The organism is Gottfriedia acidiceleris, assembly GCF_023115465.1.
Classification (GTDB): domain Bacteria; phylum Bacillota; class Bacilli; order Bacillales; family Bacillaceae_G; genus Gottfriedia; species Gottfriedia acidiceleris_B.
The window spans coordinates 1,122,658-1,149,061 of sequence record NZ_CP096034.1; the positions used below are offsets into that span (position 1 = coordinate 1,122,658).

Consider the following 26,404-nt stretch of genomic DNA (forward strand, 5'->3'; position numbering starts at 1 on the left):
TACATATTATATAATTATCGCATAATTAAATAAGTACTAGTATACCAGAATGTTAAATAATCATTACAATTATTTGTCGTATTTTTTTTATGTATTAAAAAATGTGGTACTATATTGACACATATTGAATAATCTAGAAAGAAATTAGAAATAATGTTGACTAAGCTTAAGTAAATTTTGTAGACTATTACATATATTCATAATGAAATGCAATGATAGGGAAGAGTACAACGAACTAGTTCTTCAGAGAGGAAACCATTTGGTGGGAGGTTTCTAGAAAATAGAGTTGGAATGTCGCCCTTGAGCAGTGACTTTGAAAGCAAAGCTTTTGGTGATTAGAAGTTACCGGATGATCCGTTATCTTTTTTAAGTGTGTCAGGATAAAACACAAGTTTTTTCTGACAAAAAAAGGTGGTACCGCGAATTCAACTCCATTCGTCCTTTTCAAGGATGAGTGGAGTTTTTTTATTTTTCAATAATTATTTGAGGAGATGAATCCGAATGGAAACTACAAAAAAATCATTACCAACAAAATATGATCCGAATTTAGTTGAAAAAGATCGTTACCAATTTTGGTTAGATGGGAAATTCTTTGAAGCACAAGTGGAATCAGAAAAGCCGAAATATACAATTGTAATTCCTCCACCAAACGTAACTGGAAAATTACACTTAGGTCATGCTTGGGATACAACATTACAAGATATCTTAACTCGTACTAAACGAATGCAAGGTTATGATGTACTTTATTTACCTGGTATGGACCATGCTGGTATTGCTACACAAGCAAAAGTTGAAGCGAAATTAAGAGAAGAAGGCTTATCAAGATATGATTTAGGACGAGAAAAATTCCTAGAAAAAGCTTGGGAGTGGAAAGAAGAATATGCTTCTCACATCCGTTCCCAATGGGAAAAAATCGGTTTAGGTTTAGATTACACTCGTGAACGATTCACTTTAGATGAGGGTCTATCTGATGCAGTAAAAGAAGTATTCGTAAAGCTCTACAAAAAAGGGTTAATCTATCGTGGTGAATATATCATCAACTGGGATCCGGCAACGAAAACAGCTTTATCAGATATCGAAGTTATTTATAAGGATGTTCAAGGTGCCTTCTACCATATGCAATATCCATTAACAGACGGAACAGGAAAAATTCAAATTGCAACTACTCGTCCTGAAACAATGCTTGGTGATACTGCAATTGCGGTTCACCCAGAAGACGAAAGATATAAATCAATGGTTGGTAAAACAGTTACACTTCCTATCGTTAATCGTGAAATTCCAATTATTGCAGACGATTATGTTGATATGGAATTTGGTACTGGAGTTGTAAAAATTACTCCTGCCCATGACCCTAATGATTTTGAAGTTGGAAACCGTCATGACTTACCTCGCATTCTTGTAATGAATGAAGATGGTACGATGAATGAAAAAGCAGGAAAATACAATGGTATGGATCGCTTTGAATGCCGTAAACAAATCGTTAAAGATTTACAAGAGATGGGTGTTTTAGTTGAAATCGAAGAACATATGCATTCTGTAGGCCATAGTGAACGTAGCGGAGCGGTTGTTGAGCCATATTTATCAACTCAATGGTTTGTTAAAATGCAACCACTAGCTGATGCTGCTGTAGCATTACAAAATTCTGATGATAGCGTAAAATTTGTACCGGATCGTTTTGAAAAAACATATCTACGTTGGATGGAAAATATTCGTGACTGGTGTATTTCACGCCAATTATGGTGGGGACATCGAATTCCGGCTTGGTACCATAAAGAAACTGGTGAGATTTATGTAAATCAAGAGCCACCAGCTGATATTGAAAATTGGAATCAAGATAACGATGTATTAGATACATGGTTCAGTTCAGCATTATGGCCATTCTCAACTTTAGGTTGGCCAAATGAAGAAAGTAAGGATTTCCAAGCTTACTTCCCAACAAATGTATTAGTAACTGGTTATGATATTATTTTCTTCTGGGTATCACGAATGATTTTCCAAGGAATTGAATTTACTGGTAAACGTCCATTTAACGATGTTTTAATTCATGGCTTAGTACGTGACGAGCAAGGACGTAAAATGAGTAAATCACTTGGTAATGGTGTTGACCCAATGGATGTTATTGAGAAATATGGAGCAGATTCATTACGTTACTTCTTAACAACAGGAAGTTCACCAGGCCAAGATTTACGTTTCAGTATTGAGAAAGTTGAAGCTACTTGGAACTTTGTAAACAAAATTTGGAATGCTTCTCGTTTTGCGTTAATGAATATGGAAGGCTTCACATATGAAAATATCGATTTAACGAAAGAAAAATCTGTTGCTGATGAATGGATTTTAACTCGCTTAAATGAAACAATTGAAAGTGTAACAGCTTTAATTGATCGTTATGAATTTGGTGAAGTTGGCCGTGTACTTTATAACTTCATTTGGGACGATGTTTGTGACTGGTATATTGAAATGGCAAAGATTCCTTTATACGGTGACAATGAAGATGCAAAAAATATGACTCGTTCTGTTCTTGCACACGTATTAGAAAGTACAATGAAGCTTTTACATCCATTTATGCCTTTCGTTACTGAAGAAATTTGGCAATCTCTACCACACCAAGGGCAGTCTATTACAGTTTCTGCTTGGCCGACAGTTAGAGAGGAATTAACAAATAAAGAAGCTTCTGAAACGATGAAAATATTAGTTGAGTTAATTCGTTCAGTTCGTAATATTCGTGCAGAAGTAAATACACCTATGAGCAAAAAAGTTCAACTAATGATCTCTGCAAAGGATGAAACGATTGCAGCTGCATTAGAAGAAAATCGTTCATATATTGAGCGCTTCTGTAATCCAGAAGAATTGACAATTTCTACTAACTTAACTGCACCGGAAAAATCGATGTCAGCAGTAATTAGTGGGGCTGAGCTTTATCTTCCTCTAGAAGGTTTAATTAATCTTGAAGAAGAGAAAAAACGTTTAGAGAAAGAATTAGAAAAATGGACTAGTGAAGTTGAACGAGTTCAAAAGAAATTAAGTAACCAAGGATTTGTAGCGAAAGCTCCTGCAGCAGTTATTGAAGAAGAGCGTCGTAAAGAAAAAGATTATCTTGAAAAACAAGAATCTGTAAGAGCTCGAATTGCAGAACTAAGTAAATAAGTTAGTTTAAGCAGCAAATCTAATTGACTGCAATAAAAGTTTGTAAAATAAAAACGACGAATTGAGTTAATGATTCGTCGTTTTTTACTATAAAGGTAGGGTTAAGATGGTTAATACATATGAGGAAGCACTGAAATGGATGTATAACAGAACAAAATTTGGCATTGTACCTGGACTACAAAGAATGGAAGAAATGCTAGTTAGACTAGGAAATCCTCAGCTAAGTGTCAATGCAATTCATGTCGCAGGAACGAATGGAAAAGGCTCTACAATTACTTTCCTTCAAAGTATTTTATTAGATGCAGGGTATACTGTAGGAACTTTTACATCACCATATATATTAGATTATCGTGAACAAATCATGTTCTGCGGTGAAATGATTAGTGAACAAGAATTTATTCAACTAGTAAACTGTATGATTCCAGTTGTCGAAGAAGTTGAACAGTTACCATGTGGTGCTCCAACTGAATTTGAAATCATTACATCAATGGCTTTTTACTTTTTCGGTAAAATAAAAGAACATGACATATTTTTAGTAGAAGCTGGTTTAGGTGGGTTAGAGGATTGCACAAATGTAATGACACCTTTAATTAGTATTATTACGAGTATTGGCCATGATCATCAACAAATTCTTGGTGAAACAATAGAAGAAATCACTAACCATAAGGCAGGAATTATTAAAAAGGGAATTCCAATTGTTACAGCAGAATTGAAAGAAAAAGCTTTATCCATTATTCAAAATGCCGCAATCAAAAATGAAGCTGATTATTTTGAATATGGAAAGCATTTTTTTGCTTCTCTTTTGAAAGATTCACTTTTTGAAAAGTTTAATTACAAAGGCAATGACAGGTTAATTGAAAATATTGAGCTATCCATGCTTGGGCACCATCAAATTAGGAATGCTTCTTGCGCAATCTGTGTTGTTCAATTATTACAAAATAAATATGGAATGAAGTTTAATGAAGATCATATCAAAAGAGGATTAAAAATTGCTCAAAAAGCAGGTAGATTAGAACGAATAGCTTCTAATCCTGTCATTTATATTGATGGCGCACATAATGTTGAAGGGATTAAAAGTTTAGTGGAGACGATGAATAACCGTTTTCTTGATAAGGAAATTAAGATTTTGTTTTCTGCCTTGAAAGATAAAAATGCCCGAGAGATGTTAAAAGAATTACGAGAAATAACAAATAATATTGTAATGACAACTTTTGATTTTCCTAGAGCGATGACTAAAGACGAATTAATTTCGAATGCTAATACACTTAATATAAAATATGAAAGTGATTTTTCTATTGCAATAGATAAGAATATAAAGGATATACAGGAAAACGAGATATTGTTGATAACCGGGTCTTTATATTTTATCTCAGTAGTGAGAAGATATTTGCTAAAAAAATTTGCTTAGAAATGTAAAGGAGGGCCCATAATTTTGATTAGTAAAAATAGTAATAGGTTGATTTGGATCGCATGGATTGTTTTAATGCCTATCATTTTTTATTATGCTAATATGGTTAGCCCTCTTAGACATATAGATCGTTCAAATTTTTTGATTATAATCGCGTTATTTCTAATTGTAGCGAATATGCCTATTAAAATTAATGATGCTACATTTTCTTTTATTTTCGGAATCTCGATATTGGTTTTTTTATCGTATGGTTTAGTTGCAGAACTTTTAATAAGTCAATTAGCCTATTCAATTCTGTTTATAAGGTTGAGTATTACAAAAAAAACTCTCTACCGAATGCCGCTTAATTCGCTAATGTTTGCATTATGTTCGATTGGTAGTGCGCTACTGTATTATTTAGTCGGGGGAAAGATTGAACCTATTGGGACTAAAGCAATATTGAACAGCTTACTTCCGATTCTCATTTACACACTTGCATCTTTTTGGATTAATCAAATCGTTATTTATTTTATTACGATTTACTTGTATAAAAAAGAAATAAAATTGATTAATAGGGAATTTAAGTGGGATTTGTTTATTTATTTATTAATGTATCCAATCGGAATAAGTCTTTATTTAATGTTAGAGACAAATGGATATATTACGATTATTTACATAACTATATACTATATTATTTTAATGATTATTTTAAACTCTTTATCCTCTGCTTTAAATATGAACAAATATTTGAAAAAAACGATGGAAATAAGTCAAAAACTGTCTCAAAGAATGGAAGAAGAGAAAGTAATCGATGAGTTTTTTGAACAATTATCTACTTTGATTCCAGTTTCATATGGAAATTTATTTATAGTTGAAGATAAATCGCTTAAATTAAAAAGATATTTTCAAAATAAATGTGATGAACAGATATTTAGTTGTCCTCACCTTGATACGCTTGAAGGCTCAATTTCTAAAAAAGTATTTTTTGAAAAAAGAAGATATAATTTTAACAGACGTTCACAATGGTACACAAATGATCATTTAAATTTTTCAGTAGCAGAAAGCTTATTATCAATCCCAATTATAAAAAATCACGAAGTAGTTGGTGTACTCACAATTGCATCAGAACAAAAAAATGCTTTTAAAAAATACCAAATAGTTCTGATTGAAATCCTTGCATTATATCTAGCAATTGCAGTAGAAAATGCAAGGTTTTACTTACAAACAAAAATCAGAAGTGAAACGGATTCTTTAACCGGCTTATATAATTTTGAATATCTCGAATCCAAAATTAAAGATGAATTTGAACAATTGAAAACATTCAAGATAAAGACAATTTCATTACTTCTAATTGATTTAGATTATTTTAAAAGAGTGAATGACCAATACGGTCATCAAGCAGGTAATGAAGTATTATTTGAAGTTGCTAGACGGATTAAAATGGTAGTGAAGCAAAGTGGTTTAGTTGCTCGCTTTGGTGGAGAAGAATTTTCAGTACTTCTTGTAAATCATAGTGAAAGAGAAACATATGATTTAGCAGAAGAAATTAGAAAATCGCTTGAAATTATTCCATTTTACATTACAAATCATATGACTAACGAAGATCAACAGATTAACTTAACAGTAACAGCAAGTATAGGAGCAGCAGTTGCACCATTTGTGGCGAGAGAACCGTCAGACTTAATTCGATGTGCAGACAGAGCTATGTATTCAAAGGCAAAAAATGCTGGAAGAAATAAAGTGGCAATGTACAGCAAATAACCACCGGGATTCCTACAGTGGTTATTTATGTAGATAAAAAATGGGCAAGTTTTTGTAATTTTTTGTTGCACGATACCTGATTGCCATCGACAAATGTCGGCGTGTTTTTCTGGAATTATATGTTAGTATTTTTTTACGTTTTAAAATAAAGTAGTAGGAGGATTCATATGGACAAGTCCTCAAAGATATCAATTAAAATTAATGGCGAGGAAAAAGCGTTTGAAGAAGGTGCCGTGACTTCTCAAAATCAAGTAGAGGAGAAGGACGGGGAATTTGGATGGGTTTTACCGACTCCTGATGGATTAGGGAAAAAAGTAATCGTTTTAGATGATGTTAAAAAGAAGAAGAAGATTAAGCCGGAGCAAAAGGTGAAGGAGAAAAAGAAGATTTCTTTTTTCGCAAAGAAGTCACCTTCGAAAAGTATTATTATTTCGATTATAGGTGCAAGTTTAATAGGACTATGTTTTGGGTTTGTATTTTTAGGGATATTTAAACAATCAAAGCCAGATGCACTTAACCCAACTAAAAATAGTGTATCGGTTTCTGGTACAGCATCGAATCTAGTACAAATGCAGATTCCAGCAGTGAAGTTTGATCTGGCACAAGTTGGAATGTATAAAAGTATGGAATCAGCTAAGAAAAATGTAAAAGAAGTATCTACAAACGGCTTTACCCCTGTCATTTATGAAAAAAATAATAATTTTTTCGTCGTTATTGCTTTGAGTGGGAAAGATAGCACATTTCTAGCAGATGAAGTTAAGAAAAAATTTAAAAGTACTTATTTAAAAGAAGAAACAGTTGGTGGGCAAGTATACAAAGGCCCAAAACAATCAGTAGATATGTATAAAGCTGAAGTTGAAATATTTAATTTTATGTTATCGTATTTAACTGATGAAAACTTTAATAATGAAAAACAACTTGAACAAATAAGCTCAACGATGTTAATTCTGAGTAAACAAAAAGATTATATTAAAAATAAGCAATTACTAAGCGGACTTAAGCATTTACAAAATATCGAAAAAGTAATGTCCTCAAGCAGTAAGCAAAGTCTAAATAAAGTAACCCAATCAGTCCAATATGACATGTTATCCTTATTTAAAATATTAAAAGAACAAAAAAATACACTAACAAATTAAACTTTGTTGGTGTATTTACGTTGTTGAAAAACAACCTTGTCAATTAATTATCAAATTTTCGTAAAAGGAGTAGAGTGATGTTGATTTCCATTACAGGATGCTCGCTTTCCATGGGGCGAGATTCTTTAGCCTCCTCAGCAAGCCTGCGGGGTCTCAGCCTTCCCGCTAATCCCATAGGAGTCGAGCATCCCTCCATTCCAATCAACTTATTCATCAAAAAATGTCTGCGATAAACCCTAATCAAATAGCCTTTACTTAGATTAATCTAACTTTAATCAGATTGTAGATCAATTAATATAGAACCAGTTATTAAACTAAACAATCGAATTTGTTTTCCTAAAAATAGCTCATAATATTTTTAACTTCTAAAAAAATCAATTCTATTGTTATTGAAATAATAAAATTGCTCAAACATATTAACATTTAAAATCATTCAAAGAATGCTAATTTTATCATTATAAATGTTCATTTAAAGTCCGTTTTCCCTATTGACGTCTTTATATTTCAACAACGTAAATACACTAACAAACTAAACTATGTTGGTGTATTTACGTTGTTGAAAAACAACCTCATAATAAATTGACGAAATTATTTTTTTACTACGTGAATTCATTGGTAAATTATTTTTATTAGTGTATTTTTTATTACAAATTGAATGAAAGAAATTAATATTTATCATTAAAAACTTCTTATTGAAATTTATATCTATTCAAATTTTAAGCAAATTTTACTCCGAAAAGACTGGGTTTAGACATAAAATATTTAAAAATGAAATTTTATTATTAGGGTATTTTAATACTTAACAAAACTTTCATTTTTATTACATTTTAATAACGAATAGGCAACGAAAAGTGTTTTTTACTAATTTGTGTTATAGTGATTACTTGGGTAGGATAGTCATGTATCCTTCCTTTTAAATAAAAATAATAGGTGAATGAAATGAAAAAACTTATATTAGCCTCAGCATCTCCTCGAAGAAAAGAACTTCTTAGCATGTTAAATATCCCTTTTATCATTGAAACTAGTGATGTTGAAGAAGTAATGGAGCAGAACTTGCAGTCTTCTGAGATTGTAATGAAATTGGCGGAAGAAAAGGCTATTGATGTATCTAATAAATTTCCAAATGCAGTAGTAATCGGTGCTGATACGATCGTTACTTATAATGATAAAAAACTAGGTAAGCCTACCTCAAAAGAAGATGCATTTACAATGTTAAAAATGCTATCTGGAAAAACACACGAGGTTTTTACTGGAGTTTCTATTATTAATGAAGGTAAAAGTAGTAGCTTTTATCAATGTACAAAAATTACCTTTAGTGAACTAAGTGATCAAGAAATAATTGATTATATCAATACTAATGAACCGATGGATAAAGCAGGTTCTTACGGCATACAAGGATATGGCGGAACATTTGTAGAGAAAATTGACGGCGACTATTATTCTGTTGTTGGACTTCCGATCAATAAAGTTAAGAAAAAACTAAGAGAACTAAATTTTTAACTTTTGATTTGAGGTGATACTTTGTCAAATTCGCTTCTCATTAAAGATTTTCCGAAAGATGAAAGGCCGAGAGAGCGATTGTTAAAATTTGGTCCCGGTAGTTTGTCTAATCAGGATTTACTTGCGATCTTATTACGGACTGGGACAAAAAATGAATCGGTTTTAAAAGTTTCAAACGAACTTTTATCGAAATTTGATGGACTAAGATTATTAATGAGTGCGTCTGTTGAAGAAATATCAAATATTAAAGGGATCGGTGAAGCGAAAGCTGTACAGTTAATTGCTGCCTTTGAATTAGGAAAAAGGATTAACCGTCTTCAATATGACGAAAGATTTATTATTAAAAGTCCAGATGATTGTGCTAAATTTATGATGGATGAAATGCGATTTCTTGAACAAGAGCATTTTGTATGTTTATACTTAAATACGAAAAATCAAGTTATTGTCCGTGAAACTATTTTTAAAGGTAGTTTAAATGCTTCAATCGTCCATCCTCGTGAAGTTTTTAAAGAAGCTTTTCGTAGATCTGCAAGCTCGATTATTTGTTTACACAATCATCCAAGTGGGGATCCAACTCCAAGTAGAGAAGATATCGAAGTAACAAAACGATTAGTTGAATGTGGAAAAATAATTGGAATTGAATTACTAGACCATATTATTATTGGTGAACATAAGTATGTCAGTTTAAAAGAAAAAGGTTACGTTTAAGGGTGTTCATTAGTAGCTAATTGTTTTATAATGTAAGTTATGGATAAAAACCTGTTATTTACTAACGATAAGAGAATATAGTATAGATACTTTAAATATGAATTTAAGTTGTACGTTTTAGAAAGGAAGATACATATGTTTGGATTAGGTGGATTTACTCGTGATTTAGGAATAGACTTAGGTACTGCTAATACTTTAGTCTTTGTAAAAGGAAAAGGAATAGTAGTTAGAGAACCTTCTGTTGTCGCTTTAAAAACGGATACGAAACAAATTGTTGCTGTAGGGAATTCAGCAAAACTTATGATTGGACGTACTCCGGGGAATGTTGTTGCAACTAGACCAATGAAGGATGGGGTTATTGCTGACTTCGAAACAACAGCAACAATGATGAAACATTATATTGATCAAGCTCAAAAGAGTAACGGATTTTTCTCACGTAAACCTTATGTAATGGTTTGTGTGCCATCAGGCATTACTGCTGTTGAAAAAAGAGCTGTTATTGATGCTACAAGACAAGCGGGTGCACGTGATGCATTCTTAATTGAAGAACCATTTGCCGCAGCAATTGGTGCTAATTTACCGGTTATGGAACCAACTGGAAGTATGGTTGTTGATATTGGTGGAGGAACAACTGAAGTTGCAATTATCTCATTAGGTGGAATCGTTACTAGCCAATCTATTCGTACTGCTGGTGATGATATGGACGAAGCGATTATTCAATATATTAAAAAGAACTATAACTTATCAATTGGTGAACGTACTGCCGAACAGTTAAAGCTTGAAATTGGTTCAGCTATTAAAACTGAATCAGATGAACAAATGGATATTCGCGGTCGTGATTTAATTTCAGGTTTACCTAAAACAATTACAATCCATGGAGAAGAAATTGCAACAGCATTAAGTGATACAGTTGCGGCAATTGTTGAATCTGTAAAAAATACCTTAGAGAAAACACCACCTGAATTAGCAGCGGACATTATTGATCGTGGAATCGTTCTTACTGGTGGTGGAGCACTTCTTCGTAATATTGACAAAGTTATTGCTCAAGAAACAAATATGCCTGTAATAGTTGCGGAAGACCCTCTTGACTGTGTTGCAATGGGTACAGGTAAAGCATTAGATAATATCGATATTTTCAAAAAGAATTATTCTTCTTCAAGTTCTTCATATCGATAAAAGTTGATTGGTAATTAAAAATTTGGCTAGTTTTCTAAAAGGATGAACTACTAAATAAGTTCTTTAATAAGAAGATTAGTTAAAATTTGTAATCCTCACTACAATTAGTGAGGATTACATTCATGAAATCGTTAGAACAAAAAAGTTGAATTGTTATAAGAGGGTGTAAGAATGCCACAATTTTTTCAAAATAAACGTTTAATGATTGTCTTAGCTGCTATTATCTTACTAGTGGCACTTCTAGGTTATTCTTTAAGAAGTAATAGAAACCTTTCAATTCCTGAGCAGTTTATTAAAGATACAGTAAGTTTGACTGAAAAAGTATTTAATAAGCCCGCACAACTTATTGCGGGTTTATTTAATAATATAGCGGACTTAAAAGATACATATGATGAAAATCAGGTTTTGAAAAGTAAGCTAGATAAATATGTTGAGTTATCAGTACGTGAGAAAGCATTAGAAAAAGAAAATAAAGAATTAAAGGACATGATTGGAATCAAAAAAAGCTTAAGTGATTATGATACATTTCAAGCTACCGTAACAATAAGAGATCCGGATAAATGGCAACAAATCATTACCATAGATAAGGGATCAATAAGTGGAATCGAAAAAGAAATGGCAGTTATCACTTCTAAAGGCTTAATTGGTAAAGTTAAAAATGTTTCTAAATTTTCATCAACTGTACAATTATTAAGTTCTTCAGATCGTACAAATCGAATTTCTGCTAAAATTCAGCAAAAAGATACGGTTTTTGGCTTGATAGAAGGTTATGATGTTGAAAAACAAGCTTTATTATTCAAACGAATTCCTTCAAATGCAAAAGTAAAAAAAGGACAAACAGTCGTGACTTCAGGTCTTGGTGGTGTTTTTCCAGCTAATCTAGTGATAGGAAAAGTTGAGGAAGTTGTTCCAGACGACCACGGGCTAACTCAAACAGCTTATATTAAACCGCAAGCAGATTTTAATGACATAAATCACGTACTAGCTGTTAAGCGTTCAATTGATCAGCCACAGAAAGGAGAGTAATTAGTAAATGAGTAAGTATGGTTTACCTCTCCTTTTAACATTTCTGTTTATTTTAGAAAATATTTATGTTTCAACTGTATCGCCAAACATTCTTGGTCACAATGCGATAATTGTTCCACATTTTTTATTTTTTGGTTTATTATTTATTACATTATATTACAATCCGAAGAAGGCACTTATTTATGGTGTTATCTTTGGATTCATTTATGATATTGTTTATACAGAGATTATAGGTATATATTTAGCTGCGTTTCCGTTATTTATCTTTTTAATAAGTCAAGCAATTAAAATACTTTACGCGAATTTATTCGTTCGAAGTATTCTTGTTTTAATTTGGACAGCAGCCTTAGAATATTTAGTATACGGATTAAATGCGTTGTTCGGATTTACTAATATGAATAATACATACTTTTTGAATCATCGATTATTTCCGACATTATTACTGAATGCACTATTTATATTAATTTTTGCATATCCTTTCTCATCATTATTAAGAACGATTAGTGAAAATAATGAGGAAAAATAAAGGATTTTTCGGGTGCATGTCGAATTATACAATCGGGGTGAACACTTATCATGGAACAGAGGCAACAATATGTTACAATAAAAGGAACGAAAGATGGTCTAACACTGCACCTCGATGATACATGTTCTTTTCAAATTTTAGTAGATGAAATTGAAGAAAGACTGTCTACCCACTTGTTTGAGAGCAATGATCGTCCTTTACTTGCAGTTCGTTTAAAAATAGGAAATCGTTTTTTATCTCCCGAACAAGATGAAATTATTCGTTCAATTGTTCGCAAAAAGAATAATCTTGTGGTTGAAACAATCGAAAGTAATGTGATTTCGAAGCAAGAAGCTATTGAATGGATGAAAAGGGAGGAAATTGTACCTATTTGTAGAATGGTAAGATCCGGTCAGATTCTCCAAGTGAAAGGTGATTTACTGTTAATCGGTGATGTTAACCCAGGTGGAACTGTTATTGCGGGTGGAAATATCTTTATTATGGGTGCACTAAGAGGTACTGCTCATGCCGGTTTTAATGGTAATAAGGAGGCAGTTATTGCGGCATCAATAATGAGACCAATGCAGTTGAGAATTTGCAGCATAATGAACAGAGCACCGGATCATTATGGTGATGAAGGCAATGAGATGGAATGCGCGTATATAAACGAAGACAGCCAAATCATTGTCGATCGCATACAATTTCTGACTCATCTTAGACCTAGTTTGACAAGGTTAGAAAGGGGCATGATGTAACTGTGGGAGAGGCTATAGTAATTACATCTGGTAAAGGTGGAGTTGGTAAAACAACTACATCAGCAAATTTAGGAACAGCATTAGCGATGTTTGGAAAAAAAGTGTGCTTAATTGACACTGATATCGGCCTACGTAACTTAGACGTTGTCATGGGATTAGAAAACCGCATCGTCTATGATTTAGTGGACGTTGTTGAAGGTCGCTGTAAAACGCATCAGGCATTAATAAAGGATAAGCGTTTTGAATGCTTATATTTATTACCTGCTGCACAAACAAGCGATAAAACTGCTGTTTCTCCTGAACAAATGAGAGAGCTTGTTGATGAATTAAAAAAAGACTATGATTATATATTAATAGACTGCCCTGCTGGTATTGAGCAAGGATATAAAAATGCAGTAGCAGGTGCAGATAAAGCGATCGTTGTCACAACTCCTGAAGTTTCTTCAATTCGTGATGCAGATCGTATTATTGGATTATTGGATCAAGAGGATATTGAGCCTCCTAAACTAGTAATCAATCGTATTAGAAGTCATATGATGGAAAATAGAGATAGCTTAGATGTTGATGAAATTACTTCAATGTTAGCTGTAGATTTAATTGGTATTGTCCAAGATGATGAAAGCGTTATTAAGGCAACCAATAGTGGTGAACCTGTAGCAATGAATCCAAATTCAAAAGCTTCTATTGCATATAGAAATATTGCTAGAAGAGTGCTCGGGGAATCTGTACCATTACAATCATTAGAAACTGAAAAGAGTATTTTCTTTAAAGTGAAAAAATTATTTGGTATCCGATAACACTTCGTAAAATACGAAGTGTTTTTCTTTTTTTCGATCTTTCGAATGTCCTCTTTAATCACTTCCAAAATCCTAATCCTTTGTCCACTTTTCAAATTATCTACACATAAGTTGTCCTACCCATTCATATAAATTAATTAACTAGTTTGCGAGGAGAGGTGACACTTTGAGTAAGCGCGTAGATGATATTAGAAAGCGGATCGCTAAACGGCGTGAACAAGAAGAAAAATGGGGAAATCCGAATCAATTGATGAGCAAATTTCCGGTAAAAGAAGTGCAAAATACTGAGGGCGGATACACTTATACTTATGATGATTTAGTCGAAGAGCAAGGTAAGAAAATAATGAATAACTCTAACTTTATGTTTAGAAGTTTATTATGCGCAATTATTGTACTAGCTTTAGCTATCATCTTAAAAAGTAACTCACCTATGGCATCTCAAGTTCGGCATGGTCTATCACAAGTTTATGAAAGTGAATTTCAATTTGCTTCATTACAAAAATGGTATGAAGATCGGTTTGGAAGTCCAATTGCTTTTTTACCGCAATTAAATGATCAAAAACAGAATGTTGGAAATGATAATTATGCTGTTCCTGCAAGTGGTAAAGTACTGCAAAGTTTTAAAACGGACGGCCAAGGGATATTGATTCAAACTGAAGCTAACCAAAAAGTAGAGTCAATCAAAAAAGGGCGAGTACTTTTTGTAGGAAAGAAAGATAATTTAGGAAATACAGTCATTATTCAACACGCCGATGGTTCAGAATCTTGGTACGGAAAATTAGGAACAACTAACGTAAAAATTTATGACGAAGTGGATAGTAAAAAGGTTATCGGAACGGTATCATCCAATGATGAAGGGAATCTAGGTACGTATTATTTTGCAATTAAAATGGGGGAAAAATTTATTGATCCGAAACAGGTGATTTCATTTGAATAAATGGCTAATTCTTCCTTCCAAAATTTCTGTTCATCCACTATATTTATTAATCGCTTGTATAGGTATTATGACAGCTAATTTTTGGTCAGTATTGTTTGTATCAATTATTATTTTCTGCCACGAATTAGGTCACGCCATTGCTGCTACTTCGTTTAATTGGAGAATAAATAAAATTACACTACTTCCATTTGGGGGAGTTGTGGATCTTGATGAACATGGAAATCGACCAACTTACGAGGAGTTTATTGTTACAATCTCTGGCCCCATTCAACATTTAACTTTATATATAATCGCTAACTTCCTATTACAAATGAATTTAATGCCTGAAAACCTTTATACACTTTTTATCAATTACAATCTTAGTATTCTTTGTTTTAATTTATTACCAATATGGCCATTAGACGGTGGGAAATTAATCTATCAGTTATTTTCATTGATTTTTCCGTTTGTTAGAGCTCATATATATAGCCTGTACTCATCATTTGTATTTTTATTATTATCCTCATTACTTACGATCATAATACAGCCTATGAATATTACAATTTGGGTTTGTCTATTATTTTTAATCGTTTCATTATGGGGAGAATGGAAAAATAGGCATTTTGTTGTTATACGATTTTTAATGGAACGGTTTTATGGAAACAAACAATATATCCAAAAAATCAAATCGATCTCCTTGAATAAAGAAACAAAATTATTTCAAGTTTTTTCTAACTTTCAAAAAGGATATAAATACAACGTCGTTTTTTCTCTTGATAAAAAAAACCAACAAATGTTAGATGAAAATGAATTATTACATGCGTACTTTACTGAGAAGAAAGCAACCTATTCGCTTGAAGAACTAATTAGTTAGTTAAATGCTTGCTTTCAAAATTTTATCGCTTATGGGGAACTTAACCCCTTGAAAAATGATATAGTTTGCACAAAAAAATGGTCTCAACGTGAGGCCATTTTTTACATGCTGTTGAAAAATTACCTTGTCAATTAATTATCAAATTTTCGTAAAAGGAGTAGAGTGATGTTGATTTCCATTACAGGATGCTCGCTTTCCATGGGGCGAGATTCTTTAGCCTCCTCGGCAAGCCTGCGGGGTCTCAGCCTTCCCGCTTATCCCATAGGAGTCGAGCATCCCTCCATTCCAATCAACTTATTCATCAAAAAATGTCTGAGATAAACCCTAATCAAAAAGCCTTTACTTAGAGTAATATAAGTTTAATCAGATTGTAGATCAATTAATATTGAACATTTATTAAATTAAACAATCGAATTTGTTTTCTAAAAAAAGCTCATAATATTTTTAACTTCTAAAAAAATCATTTCTATTGAAATAATGAAATTGGTCAAACATACTAACAGTTAAAACCATTAAAAGGATTATAAAAAAATGCTAATTTTATCATTATCTAATGTTCAATTAAAGTCCGTTATCCCTAGACGATTTTATATTTTAACACTCTGTGAGGCCATTTTTTAATTAATTTTATTCAATTCTTACTATACATACCACGAGGAGTCTTTTGGAATATAGTCATAATAATACAATATAGAAGGGATCCTCTTTTGAATTTTTATATCGTTTGAAACTCGTCTGCCCCATTCATCGTCTTCTCCAAAACTGATGTTAAGAAATTTATGTGTCGAGGCAATCTTTTTTGAATAGCACATCAAATGATTTGGTTTTCGATAATAATAATTTTCATCTTCCCCATGTGCAAACTCTTTCCCATATTTACAAACCTTAGAATATTGGTTATTAAAATTTACTAAAACGTCAAATACAATACAGTCAACATTTGGTGTTTCATTGATAGCTGAGCACAATAATTCGATATAATTTGGTTCTATCCGATCATCGTCATCTATAAATACTACATAATCTCCTTTTGCTTGCTCAATTAGAACATTTCTTTTTTCACCAATGCTTCTTTTTTTATTTTCCAAAAGTACTAATATTTCAACAGGATATGTTTGACTCTGTTTATCTAATTCATTAATAATACGATTTAAATACCCCATTCTTTCGGGGACACTTGGAATAAGAATTGATAGAATTATATCCATATAATCGCTCCTATCTAAATCAGAATTAAGTAAAAGAAAGGGTAAAAAAACGTTTCAGTAAAGAAGAACGTAAGAGAAATCTTAATATAATATTCAATTTCTAATATTCATGTGAGTAGACAAACTAATTAGTTTGTATTAACTAGCTTTTTTCTATTTAAATGAATAAAATGTGATAGATACTATACATAGTTAGGAAGATGAATTTGAAGAAAGTTATTATGAATGTAAAACATTCAGAGAAAAGAATTGCTGTAACTGAAAATGACCAGCTAGTTGAATGGTTTTCTTCTGCAGACCAAAATACATATGTAGGGAATATATACGTAGGACAAATCCAAGAAGTAATGCCAAAATTAAATGCAATTTTTGTAAATATTGGTTTAAATAAAAATGGCTTCATGAGATTCGAAGATACAATCGAGGGTAAAGAATCTGATATCAATAAAGACGAATTAATAAGAAAAAAGTTCCAAAAGGGACAATATATTTTAGTTCAAGTCATAAAGGATGCGTTTGATGAGAAAGGTCCTAAGCTTACAAATAATCTTGAGTTCTCTGGTGATTACGTTGTATATTTCCCTCTTACAAAACAAGTTGCTGTTTCAAATAAAATAAAAAAAGAATCGAAACGAAATAAATTATACTCATTAGGCCGAGATTACACTAGTGAGAATGAGGGGTTAATTTTCAGATCTTCATGTGAAAATGCTGAATCAGATGTGATTTTAAATGAGTTAAAAGGCTTTCAAACATTTTATGAGTCATTAAAAAATGAAAGTTTTAAAAAAATTACTTGTGTATGGGAAGCAAATTCCTTGTTTAATAAGTTTTTTAAATTACATCCTAGAGATACAATCAGTGAATTAATCATTGACGATTTAGCTGCTTATAAAAATTATTTACCTGAAGATCTTCAAATAAGTAGTTATAGAGGAAATGAAAATATTTTTGTGGCATTTAATATTGAAGAACAAATAGAGAAATCCTTTAAACAAATTGTATGGTTAAAAAATGGTTCATTTCTATTAATCGAGCAAACTGAAGCTATGACAGTGATCGATGTAAATACGGGTAAATTTAGCGGGAAAAATAATCGTGAAGAAACTGTTTATTTTACAAATCAATTAGCTGCAATTGAGATTGTTCGCCAATTAAGGCTTCGTGATATTGGTGGAATGATTATTATAGATTTTATAAATATGAAGTCTGTTGAACAGCAAAAAAGTATAGGCGATCAATTAAAGGAAGCCTTTAAAAATGACCGAGCATATACAAAGCTATTTGGATTTTCAGACCTTGGTTTATTTGAACTTACACGCAAAAGAACAGCTCATTCACATATTGAAGCAACACATCAAAAGTGCCCTGTGTGTAATGGTAGTGGGCTTGTAAAAAACACAGTTCAGACAGTTTTTGAGCTAGAAAGAGCGCTTTGGGAGCTCTCTACAAGTCGTGATATTGAAGCTTTACTTGTTGAATGTAGTGAGGATGTCGCAAAAGCGTTAAATGGTGAGCAAAATAATCATGTACAAAGACTAGAAAAAGCAATGTTTATAAAAATCGGTTTAAAAAGTATATCTTCAAAAACACCATTTTATAATATAGTTAGAACTGGTACGATCAAGGAAATAACAAGCTATTTAGAAACAATCATTAACTGAAGTAGTTGTTGACATTCGACATGCGTCATGGTAACATCATAATGTTATTGTTTGTAGCGCACCCGTGCTACAACCGCGCATAATAGGTATTAAATTGCTATTTTTAGCATGCCTATTGGTGGCGAGTCTTAGACTATTGAGGAGGTGCAATTATGTACGCAATTATTGAAACTGGTGGTAAACAAATCAAAGTTGAAGAAGGTCAAGCAATCTACATCGAAAAACTTGATACTAACGCAGGTGAAACTGTAACATTCGACAAAGTTTTATTCGTAGGTGGCGAAAACATCAAAGTTGGTAGCCCAACTGTTGAAGGAGCTACTGTAACTGCAAAAGTTGAAAAGAACGGTAAAGCTAAAAAGATTCTTGTATTCAAATACAAATCTAAAAAGAACTACCGTCGTAAGCAAGGTCATCGTCAACCTTACACTAAAGTTGTTATCGAAAAAATCAACGCTTAATTTTAAGTAATGACTAAAATAACAATTGAACGTTTAAAAGATGGACGTATAGGTTCCTTTAAAATAAGTGGACATGCATTTTTTTCTGATGCTGGGACTGACATTGTTTGTGCCGGTATATCAGCAGTTTCAGTAGGAACTGTAAATGCTTTGGAAGCAATTTGCCGTATAGATTCGGAATTAAATACAGTGATTGATGAAAAGAAAGGTTTCTTGAAGTATCAATTACCGATTGATTTAAATGAAGATAATATGCAAAAAGCGCAACTTATCCTTGAAGCGATGATCGTATCTTTACAAACTATCGCTGCAAGTTACGGTGACTATGTCACTATAAACGAGTAAAACAGGAGGTGTAACCATGTTAAAATTAAATCTTCAGTTATTTGCTTCTAAAAAGGGAGTAGGTTCTACAAAAAACGGTCGTGACTCAATGTCAAAACGTCTTGGCGCTAAACGTGCTGATGGACAATTCGTAACTGGTGGTTCAATTCTTTACCGTCAACGCGGCACTAAGATTTATCCAGGTGTAAACGTTGGTCGTGGTGGAGATGATACATTATTTGCGAAGGTTGATGGCGTAGTTAAATTCGAACGTTTAGGCCGTGACCGCAAACAAGTAAGTGTATACCCTGTAGCTCAAGAAGCTTAAGAAACTAACTTAGAAACTCTAACCTTTTAGGTTAGAGTTTTTCTGTACTTAAGACATTTTTATTTAATAATAATTGCTTTTCAACATAGAAAAAGGTGTTGTAAGAGCAACCTCTCAAACAATATGCTCCAAAGACTCGGCATTTTACAAGCTACACACTAGTTTGAGACTATCAAAATGATCAATCAAAATGCCGAGTCTAACTTTTTTATTACCTTCATAAATAATACCAAAAAACCTATAGGAGAATACAATGCAGGAGAAATGGGACGTTCTAGAGGTATTAAGACATTCACGTCATGATTGGTTAAATCGAATTCAATTAATAAAAGGATACATGGCCACAGGTCAATCCGACCAACTAGAAGAAACGATTACGAAAATTGTAGCTGATTCTTTAAATGAAGCTAAAATTTGTTCGTTACAAATTCCAGAGTTTGCAGAATTTATCATTACCTATAACTGGAAGCCTCGTACAATTGTACTAGATTATGAAATTTTAGGGGAACCTTGTTCGCTTAAAAATTTAGACGAAGTGATGACAGGATGGATTCAAAATTTTTTAGAAAAACTAGAATCTTGGGTACATATTTATGAGGAGAATTTTGTTAGTTTAACAATTGAAATAAATGATAAAACAGTTAGTTTCTTTTTTGACTTCAGAGGTAAACTAACAAAGAAAGAAGATATGTTGAAGTGGATTGTTTCATCATCAAATGACAGCTCAAAAATTAGAATGATGTCATATTTTTGTGAGACAGAAGAGTGCAGTATCGAATTTAAAATGGAAAAATAAAAGAGTGGTGGATATATGTTTATTGATCAAGTCAAGATATATGTAAAAGGTGGAGACGGTGGAAATGGTATGGTAGCCTTCCGTCGTGAAAAATATGTTCCAAAAGGTGGCCCTGCTGGTGGAGACGGTGGTAGGGGAGCTAATGTTGTATTTATAGTAGATGAAGGTTTAAGAACATTAATGGATTTCCGTTATAAACGTCATTTTAAAGCAGATCGTGGTCAACATGGTATGTCTAAAAATCAACATGGTAAAAATGCAGAAGATATGATTGTAAAAGTACCTCCTGGGACGATTGTAACAGATGCAGATTCAGGTGAATTAATAGCTGACCTTACAATGGATGGTCAAACAGCTATTATTGCAAGAGGAGGCCGTGGAGGCCGTGGAAATAGTCGATTTGCATCGCCTGCAAATCCGGCTCCAGAAATAGCTGAAAATGGTGAGCCAGGTAAGGAAAGAAACATTAAACTAGAACTTAAAGTTTTAGCTGATGTTGGACTAGTTGGTTTCCCAAGTGTTGGTAAATCAACATTATTATCTGTTGTAAGTTCTGCCAGACCAAAAATCGCTGAATATCATTTTACAACAATTGTTCCTAATTTAGGAGTTGTAGAAACTGAAGATAATCGTAGTTTTGTAATGGCCGATTTACCAGGGTTAATTGAAGGGGCACATCAAGGTGTTGGACTTGGGCATCAATTCCTACGTCATATTGAAAGAACACGTGTAATTGTTCATGTAATTGATATGTCAGGTCTTGAAGGTAGAGACCCATATGATGATTACTTAACAATTAATCAAGAGCTAAAAGAATATAATTTACGTTTAACTGAACGACCTCAAGTAGTCGTTGCGAATAAAATGGATATCCCAGAATCTGAAGAAAACTTAATTAAGTTTAAAGAACAAGTTGGAGATGAAGTTCAAATTTTCCCAATTTCTGCAGTAACACGTCAAGGTTTACGTGATTTATTATTTACAGTTGCAGATTTAGTTGAAACAACTCCAGAATTCCCACTTCATGATGAAGAGGAAGACAAACCATTACGAGTTCTTTATAAATATCAAAAAGAAGAACCTACTTTTGAGATTACTCGTGAAAGTGATGGAACGTTCGTCGTTAAAGGTGAAGAGCTTGAAAAACTATTCAAAATGACTAATTTTGAACGTGAAGAGTCAATTCGTCGATTTGCACGTCAAATGCGTGGAATGGGGATTGATGAAGCGCTTCGTCAACGTGGCGCGAAAAACGGTGATATCGTTAAAATTTCTGAATATGAATTCGAATTTATTGATTAATAATTTCTGTATAAAAAGAGGGTCCTGGGCACCCTCTTTTTTATTTATTCGGAAAATCACAATTGAAATTGTCAAAATTGCAATTAAAATTCGAGAATGGCAATTAAACTTAACAAAACTACAAATAAATTTCCAAGAATCGCAAATGAGATAAAGTTTTACCCATACTAGTAAAGGTATTATGACTTCACATTGTACAAAAATAAGATCCTTTAAATGGGAAAGGAGCAATTTTATTCCTAATTCGACTTGAGAATTGATGAAAGCTTGCTGAAATGATCATAACAAGATTGAAAACATCAACTACAATTTAAAGTCTGACTGAGATACCCCTGTTCTAGATACCCCTGTTCTACATAAAAAAAGGATGCCCATATGTCCCTTACCACATGAGACAACCCCTTATTGGTTAATCAAAGAAATCTACTATCACCTTTTTCAATCTTTTAAACCTTCACTTATGGCATGTCTACCAAAAAACCTTCTTTTTTTAATTGTAAGATTGCACTTTCTAGCTGCTGTTCACGATCTGCCTCTATCGTATGAAGATGTGTTCCATTTGTTAAATTAGACAGAGGGACAGAGCTCGTTTCTCCCATTTTTTGGAGGAATAAGGTTATATCATAACGGTTCGCAATTTGTAATTGGGCTGTGATATATCCATAGACGGGATGTTCAACCATTACATCTCTAACTGTAACACCGTGATCGACTAATATTTCTAGTTCTTTTTGAGTTTCTTCAGCTGTATGGTGACAAATGATTACTTTTCTAATTTTGTCCGTTTTCTTATTAGGATGTATATAAATATAACCTTGTGCAGTTGCTAGAATAGGCTCATTTTTCGCTTTTAAAAGTGTTATATCACCTACAACAACTTGTCGACTAACATTTGCTCTTTTAGCTAAGGAATTGCCTGATAAGGGCGATTCAGACTCCTTTAACCATTGTAAAACTTTCTTTCTTCTTTCTTCCCCTAAAAGTTTTTTATTCATATAAATTTCCTCGATTAAAAATTTTGATTAATGATTAATTTTAACACAGACGAAAATTTGATTAAGTCTTCTTCTGTTGTATGCTTCCCAATTGAGACTCTGAAGAATTGTTTTGCCTCATGAGGATCTCTTCCGATTGCTAACATTGTTTCTGAAGGTTTTTGCATGCCAATTGCACAAGCACTTCCCGTTGAAATGGCAAATTGATGTCGATTACATTCAAGCATGACAAACTGACCTTCAAGTCCAATGATCCTTATACCAATTATATTTGGAATACATTCTTCATCAGAACCTTCAAATTTTACAAGTTGTTGAACATCTTGTAATTGTGATATTAAAACATTTTTTAAATAGTGATATCTCTTTTGCTCTTCGTCTTGATTTTTTATTATATGCCCAGCTGCCGTAACGAATGATGCAATTGCTGGCACATTTACAGTACCGGGACGAATCCCACTTTCATGAGATGTACCGGGATAGATTGGTTGACAAGTTAATTTAGGATTTAAATAGAGGGCACCAATACCTTTTGGTCCATATAATTTATGACCTGAAATACTAAGACTTGAAATTTCATATTTTGAAACATCTATTGCTATTTTTCCAAATGATTGTACACAATCGCAGTGAAGTAAAATATTTGAAGAATAAAATAAATTTGCAATCTCGTTAATCGGTTGAATAGCTCCAATTTCAGAATTTACATGTTGAAAAATTCCTAATACAGTATCTTCACGAATTGCATTTTTAATCACTTCTAATGAGATAATCCCGCTTTTTGTAACTGGTAAATAAGATACTTCATATCCTTGTTCTTCCAATACCTTTAAATAATTACTTATTGAAGAATGCTCTAATGTTGTGGTTAATATGTGTTTTCCGACTTTTTTTGTACTCTTCAAGAGGGTTTTAATAGCAACTAAATTTGATTCAGTTCCTCCACTTGTAAAGTAAATTGAAGCGGGGCTAGCATTTATAAATCCTGCTAATTGCTTGCGGCATGCTTCAAGTAACAGTGATGCCTTTGAGCCAATATCATGTAAACTTCGCTCATTTCCAAAGTAATTTTTAGAGGCAGTGACAAATGTCTCAATGGCTTCTTCACTCATTGGAGTTGTTGCAGCATAGTCTAAATAAATCAAATTAAAGTCTCCTTTTTTACGCATTAAAAAAAAATTTCTTGTCATTAGTTTAAATATATGTAAATATAGGTGTCAAGACAGCTTTTTTATCTATAAGATAAAATTTAAATAGATGTACTGTAAATGGAGGGGGCAACTATGCGAACTGCAGACGTTGTCATTATTGGCAGTGGGATTGCTGCTTTAATGGCTGCTGAGGAAATTTGTCAGTCTAAAAATGTGATTCTATTCACAAAGAAGAAAGTTTGGGACAGCAATTCGATGCTTGCACAAGGTGGAATTGCAGCTGTAATGTCTGATGATGATTCTTGGGAACTTCATAAACAAGATACGCTCGAAGCGGGTTGTAATGTAAATAATATAGAAGCAGTAGAAGAACTAGTAAAGAACGGAACAAAGTCTATGAAAGATCTAGTTTCTATAGGCATGGAGTTTGATAAAAATGAATTAGGTCAGTTTCATCTTGGTAGAGAAGGGGCGCATCAGAAAAATAGAATTTTACATTCTGGCGGAGATGCCACTGGAAAGCATTTAGTTGAAACCGTTTATGCACGGATAAAAGATAAAATAACCATAATTGAAAATGAAATGGTAATTGATTTAATCATACAAGATGGAATATGTAAGGGTGTTTATATACTTAATGAAAATGGGGAATTAGAATCCTGTTTTGCAAACACAACACTTCTGGCAACGGGCGGTATTGGGGCAATGTATCAATTTAGTTCGAATAATAAGGCCATAACCGGAGATGGAATTGCTATGGCATATCGAGCGGGTTGTGAGATGGCTGATTTGGAATTTATTCAATTTCATCCTACCATGCTTTATATTAATGGGGCATGTAAAGGTCTGATATCTGAAGCTGTTAGAGGTGAAGGAGCTTTTTTAGTAACGAAAACTGGACGTCGGATTATGAAAGGAATTCATCCTTTTGAAGATTTAGCACCAAGAGATGTTGTTAGTAGGGCGATTTTTAATGAAATGCTAAACGGGGAAGAAATCTATTTATCGATCGAAATGATTGATGGATTTGAACGACGTTTTCCAACAATTACAGCCAATCTTATTAATAATGGAATAGATCTACAAAAAGGATTGATTCCTGTTGTTCCAGGCGCACATTTCCACATGGGTGGAGTAAAAACATCTGCAAACGGAGAAACGACAATTCCAGGATTGTATGCAGTAGGAGAGGTTGCTTGTACAGGTGTACATGGTGCAAATCGACTTGCTAGTAATTCTTTATTGGAAGGGATTGTGTTTGGAAAAAAGGTTGCGAAATTTATTGCTGACCTTCCTTTAGGTAAAATAAATGACAATCCACCTAAATACATGATACCAAGATATAGATCGTTACCTACAAAAGATGAAATTAAAGAAATAATGATGAAGTATATCGGTATTGTAAGAAATGAAGACGATTTAAATAAAGCAATTACCTATTTTTCTTACTTCTTAGAGTCTAAAACAGATGATTTACGCCCAATGAACAAAGAGGAAATAGAAAGATACAATATGTTAATTACTGGGAAACTAATTGCAGAAGCTGCAATAAGAAGAAAAGAAAGCATCGGCTCACATTTTCTAGAATATATAGATCATCCAGCTAATATTTGAGGAGAGAAATTCATGAATACATTAAAAGCTAAAAAAATGATTGAGCAATTTTTACTAGAAGATATTGGGGAAGGGGATCTATCCTCAATTCATATTTTTCCAATGCATGAAAGAACAACTGGAAAAGTACTTGCAAAAGCAGATGGAGTAATTGCGGGTACTGATTTAATCGAAATAACTTATAAATTACTTCATGAAGATATAAAAGTAACACTATATGTCAAAGATGGTGAATCTGTTCAGGCAGGGCAGCTACTTGCAGAAGTAGAAGGACCAGTTCAAGTATTATTATCAGGTGAAAGAGTGATGCTTAATCTTTTACAACGAATGAGTGGGATTGCAACGCTTACATCAAAAGCAGTTGAAACATTAAATGACGAGAAAATCAAACTTGTCGATACAAGAAAAACGATACCAGGTTTACGTTTGTTTGATAAGTATGCAGTTACTTGTGGCGGAGGAGCGAACCATCGTTTCGGTTTATATGATGCAGTGATGCTGAAAGATAATCATATTGCTTACGCAGGTTCAATTAAAAATGCAGTTGATTCATTACGAAATAAATTAGGACATATGGTCAAAATTGAGGTCGAGACTGAAAACAAAGATCAAGTTCTTCAAGCTATTGAAGCTGGTGCGGATGTCATTATGTTTGATAATCGTACTCCAGATGAAATAAAAGAATTCGTTAAGCTTGTTCCAGAAACAATTGTAACGGAAGCTTCTGGTGGAATTACTTTAGATAATTTAGCAAATTTTCAAAACTGTGGTGTAAATGTTATTTCTTTAGGCTGTTTAACACATTCAGCAAAAGCATTAGATATAAGCTTCTATTTGTAATAAAGTGGGATTGGAGTGGGGACAATGAACGTTTTA

24 protein-coding genes and 2 other annotated features are annotated in these 26,404 nt (G+C 32.8%); of the genes, 21 read left to right on the forward strand and 3 right to left on the reverse strand.

Annotation, left to right across the window (positions count from 1 at the left end; genetic code table 11):
* Positions 1–203: 203 nt before the first annotated feature.
* Positions 204–446 (forward strand) — a binding site (T-box leader).
* 55 nt (positions 447–501) lie between these two features.
* From MY490_RS05285 to MY490_RS05345, 13 genes are all read left to right on the forward strand, one after another.
* Positions 502–3,144 (forward strand): valine--tRNA ligase, encoded by a 2,643-nt coding sequence (locus MY490_RS05285; protein WP_248268293.1) that lies wholly within the window; start codon positions 502–504, stop codon positions 3,142–3,144.
* 106 nt (positions 3,145–3,250) lie between these two features.
* Complete coding sequence (locus tag MY490_RS05290; protein ID WP_248268294.1) at positions 3,251–4,552, forward strand: bifunctional folylpolyglutamate synthase/dihydrofolate synthase; 1,302 nt, start codon at positions 3,251–3,253, stop codon at positions 4,550–4,552.
* 24 nt (positions 4,553–4,576) lie between these two features.
* A complete protein-coding gene (locus MY490_RS05295; protein WP_248268295.1) occupies positions 4,577–6,292 on the forward strand; it encodes a sensor domain-containing diguanylate cyclase in 1,716 nt (571 codons plus the stop codon).
* Positions 6,293–6,459: 167 nt separating this feature from the next.
* Positions 6,460–7,428: a hypothetical protein gene (locus tag MY490_RS05300; protein WP_248268296.1), complete on the forward strand. Its 969-nt coding sequence runs from the start codon at positions 6,460–6,462 to the stop codon at positions 7,426–7,428.
* 939 nt (positions 7,429–8,367) lie between these two features.
* Complete coding sequence (locus MY490_RS05305) at positions 8,368–8,928, forward strand: Maf family protein (RefSeq protein WP_248268297.1); 561 nt, start codon at positions 8,368–8,370, stop codon at positions 8,926–8,928.
* A gap of 21 nt (positions 8,929–8,949) precedes the next feature.
* The gene (gene radC / locus MY490_RS05310; RefSeq protein WP_248268298.1) at positions 8,950–9,636 is read left to right on the forward strand and encodes a RadC family protein; all 687 of its coding nucleotides are present in this window, start codon (positions 8,950–8,952) and stop codon (positions 9,634–9,636) included.
* A 135-nt stretch (positions 9,637–9,771) separates the two neighbouring features.
* A complete protein-coding gene (locus MY490_RS05315) occupies positions 9,772–10,812 on the forward strand; it encodes a rod shape-determining protein (protein ID WP_248268299.1) in 1,041 nt (346 codons plus the stop codon).
* 171 nt (positions 10,813–10,983) lie between these two features.
* Positions 10,984–11,838 (forward strand): rod shape-determining protein MreC, encoded by an 855-nt coding sequence (gene mreC / locus MY490_RS05320; protein ID WP_248268300.1) that lies wholly within the window; start codon positions 10,984–10,986, stop codon positions 11,836–11,838.
* 7 nt (positions 11,839–11,845) lie between these two features.
* The gene (gene mreD / locus MY490_RS05325) at positions 11,846–12,364 is read left to right on the forward strand and encodes a rod shape-determining protein MreD (protein WP_098426875.1); all 519 of its coding nucleotides are present in this window, start codon (positions 11,846–11,848) and stop codon (positions 12,362–12,364) included.
* 47 nt (positions 12,365–12,411) lie between these two features.
* A complete protein-coding gene (minC, locus tag MY490_RS05330) occupies positions 12,412–13,098 on the forward strand; it encodes a septum site-determining protein MinC (RefSeq protein ID WP_088014420.1) in 687 nt (228 codons plus the stop codon).
* Positions 13,099–13,100: 2 nt separating this feature from the next.
* Entirely contained in the window at positions 13,101–13,895 is a 795-nt protein-coding gene (gene minD, locus MY490_RS05335) for a septum site-determining protein MinD (RefSeq protein WP_097978915.1), read from the forward strand.
* A gap of 166 nt (positions 13,896–14,061) precedes the next feature.
* On the forward strand, positions 14,062–14,832 hold the full coding sequence (locus tag MY490_RS05340) for a M23 family metallopeptidase (protein ID WP_248268301.1): 771 nt from the start codon (positions 14,062–14,064) through the stop codon (positions 14,830–14,832).
* Positions 14,825–15,685: a site-2 protease family protein gene (locus tag MY490_RS05345; protein ID WP_248268302.1), complete on the forward strand. Its 861-nt coding sequence runs from the start codon at positions 14,825–14,827 to the stop codon at positions 15,683–15,685. Before MY490_RS05340 ends, MY490_RS05345 begins: the two co-directional genes overlap by 8 nt.
* 641 nt (positions 15,686–16,326) lie before the next feature.
* Here the strand turns inward: MY490_RS05345 and MY490_RS05350 are convergent.
* On the reverse strand, positions 16,327–16,893 hold the full coding sequence (locus MY490_RS05350) for a glycosyltransferase family A protein (protein WP_248268303.1): 567 nt from the start codon (positions 16,891–16,893) through the stop codon (positions 16,327–16,329).
* A 206-nt stretch (positions 16,894–17,099) separates the two neighbouring features.
* On the opposite strand from MY490_RS05350, the gene MY490_RS05355 reads away from it, so the two are divergent.
* From MY490_RS05355 to obgE, 6 genes are all read left to right on the forward strand, one after another.
* Positions 17,100–18,557, forward strand: a complete 1,458-nt coding sequence (locus MY490_RS05355; RefSeq protein WP_248268304.1) for an Rne/Rng family ribonuclease — start codon at positions 17,100–17,102, stop codon at positions 18,555–18,557.
* Positions 18,558–18,618: 61 nt separating this feature from the next.
* Positions 18,619–18,696, forward strand: a sequence feature (ribosomal protein L21 leader region).
* A 13-nt stretch (positions 18,697–18,709) separates the two neighbouring features.
* Entirely contained in the window at positions 18,710–19,018 is a 309-nt protein-coding gene (rplU, locus tag MY490_RS05360; RefSeq protein ID WP_025672164.1) for a 50S ribosomal protein L21, read from the forward strand.
* Positions 19,019–19,027: 9 nt separating this feature from the next.
* Complete coding sequence (locus MY490_RS05365) at positions 19,028–19,363, forward strand: ribosomal-processing cysteine protease Prp (protein WP_056472574.1); 336 nt, start codon at positions 19,028–19,030, stop codon at positions 19,361–19,363.
* Between the two features lie 16 nt (positions 19,364–19,379).
* Entirely contained in the window at positions 19,380–19,670 is a 291-nt protein-coding gene (gene rpmA / locus MY490_RS05370; RefSeq protein WP_025672162.1) for a 50S ribosomal protein L27, read from the forward strand.
* Between the two features lie 253 nt (positions 19,671–19,923).
* Positions 19,924–20,466, forward strand: a complete 543-nt coding sequence (locus MY490_RS05375) for a Spo0B C-terminal domain-containing protein (protein ID WP_129688073.1) — start codon at positions 19,924–19,926, stop codon at positions 20,464–20,466.
* 15 nt (positions 20,467–20,481) lie between these two features.
* Complete coding sequence (obgE, locus tag MY490_RS05380; protein ID WP_248268305.1) at positions 20,482–21,768, forward strand: GTPase ObgE; 1,287 nt, start codon at positions 20,482–20,484, stop codon at positions 21,766–21,768.
* A 458-nt stretch (positions 21,769–22,226) separates the two neighbouring features.
* Here obgE and MY490_RS05385 read toward each other — a convergent pair whose 3' ends face one another.
* Both MY490_RS05385 and MY490_RS05390 read right to left on the reverse strand, forming a co-directional pair.
* Complete coding sequence (locus MY490_RS05385) at positions 22,227–22,763, reverse strand: transcription repressor NadR (protein ID WP_248268306.1); 537 nt, start codon at positions 22,761–22,763, stop codon at positions 22,227–22,229.
* A gap of 14 nt (positions 22,764–22,777) precedes the next feature.
* The gene (locus MY490_RS05390) at positions 22,778–23,932 is read right to left on the reverse strand and encodes an IscS subfamily cysteine desulfurase (protein ID WP_432707038.1); all 1,155 of its coding nucleotides are present in this window, start codon (positions 23,930–23,932) and stop codon (positions 22,778–22,780) included.
* 114 nt (positions 23,933–24,046) lie between these two features.
* Between MY490_RS05390 and nadB the strand changes: the two genes are divergently transcribed.
* Both nadB and nadC read left to right on the forward strand, forming a co-directional pair.
* Positions 24,047–25,528, forward strand: a complete 1,482-nt coding sequence (gene nadB, locus MY490_RS05395) for an L-aspartate oxidase (RefSeq protein ID WP_248268308.1) — start codon at positions 24,047–24,049, stop codon at positions 25,526–25,528.
* A gap of 12 nt (positions 25,529–25,540) precedes the next feature.
* Positions 25,541–26,368: a carboxylating nicotinate-nucleotide diphosphorylase gene (gene nadC, locus MY490_RS05400; RefSeq protein WP_248268309.1), complete on the forward strand. Its 828-nt coding sequence runs from the start codon at positions 25,541–25,543 to the stop codon at positions 26,366–26,368.
* The last annotated feature ends 36 nt before the right edge of the window (positions 26,369–26,404 follow it).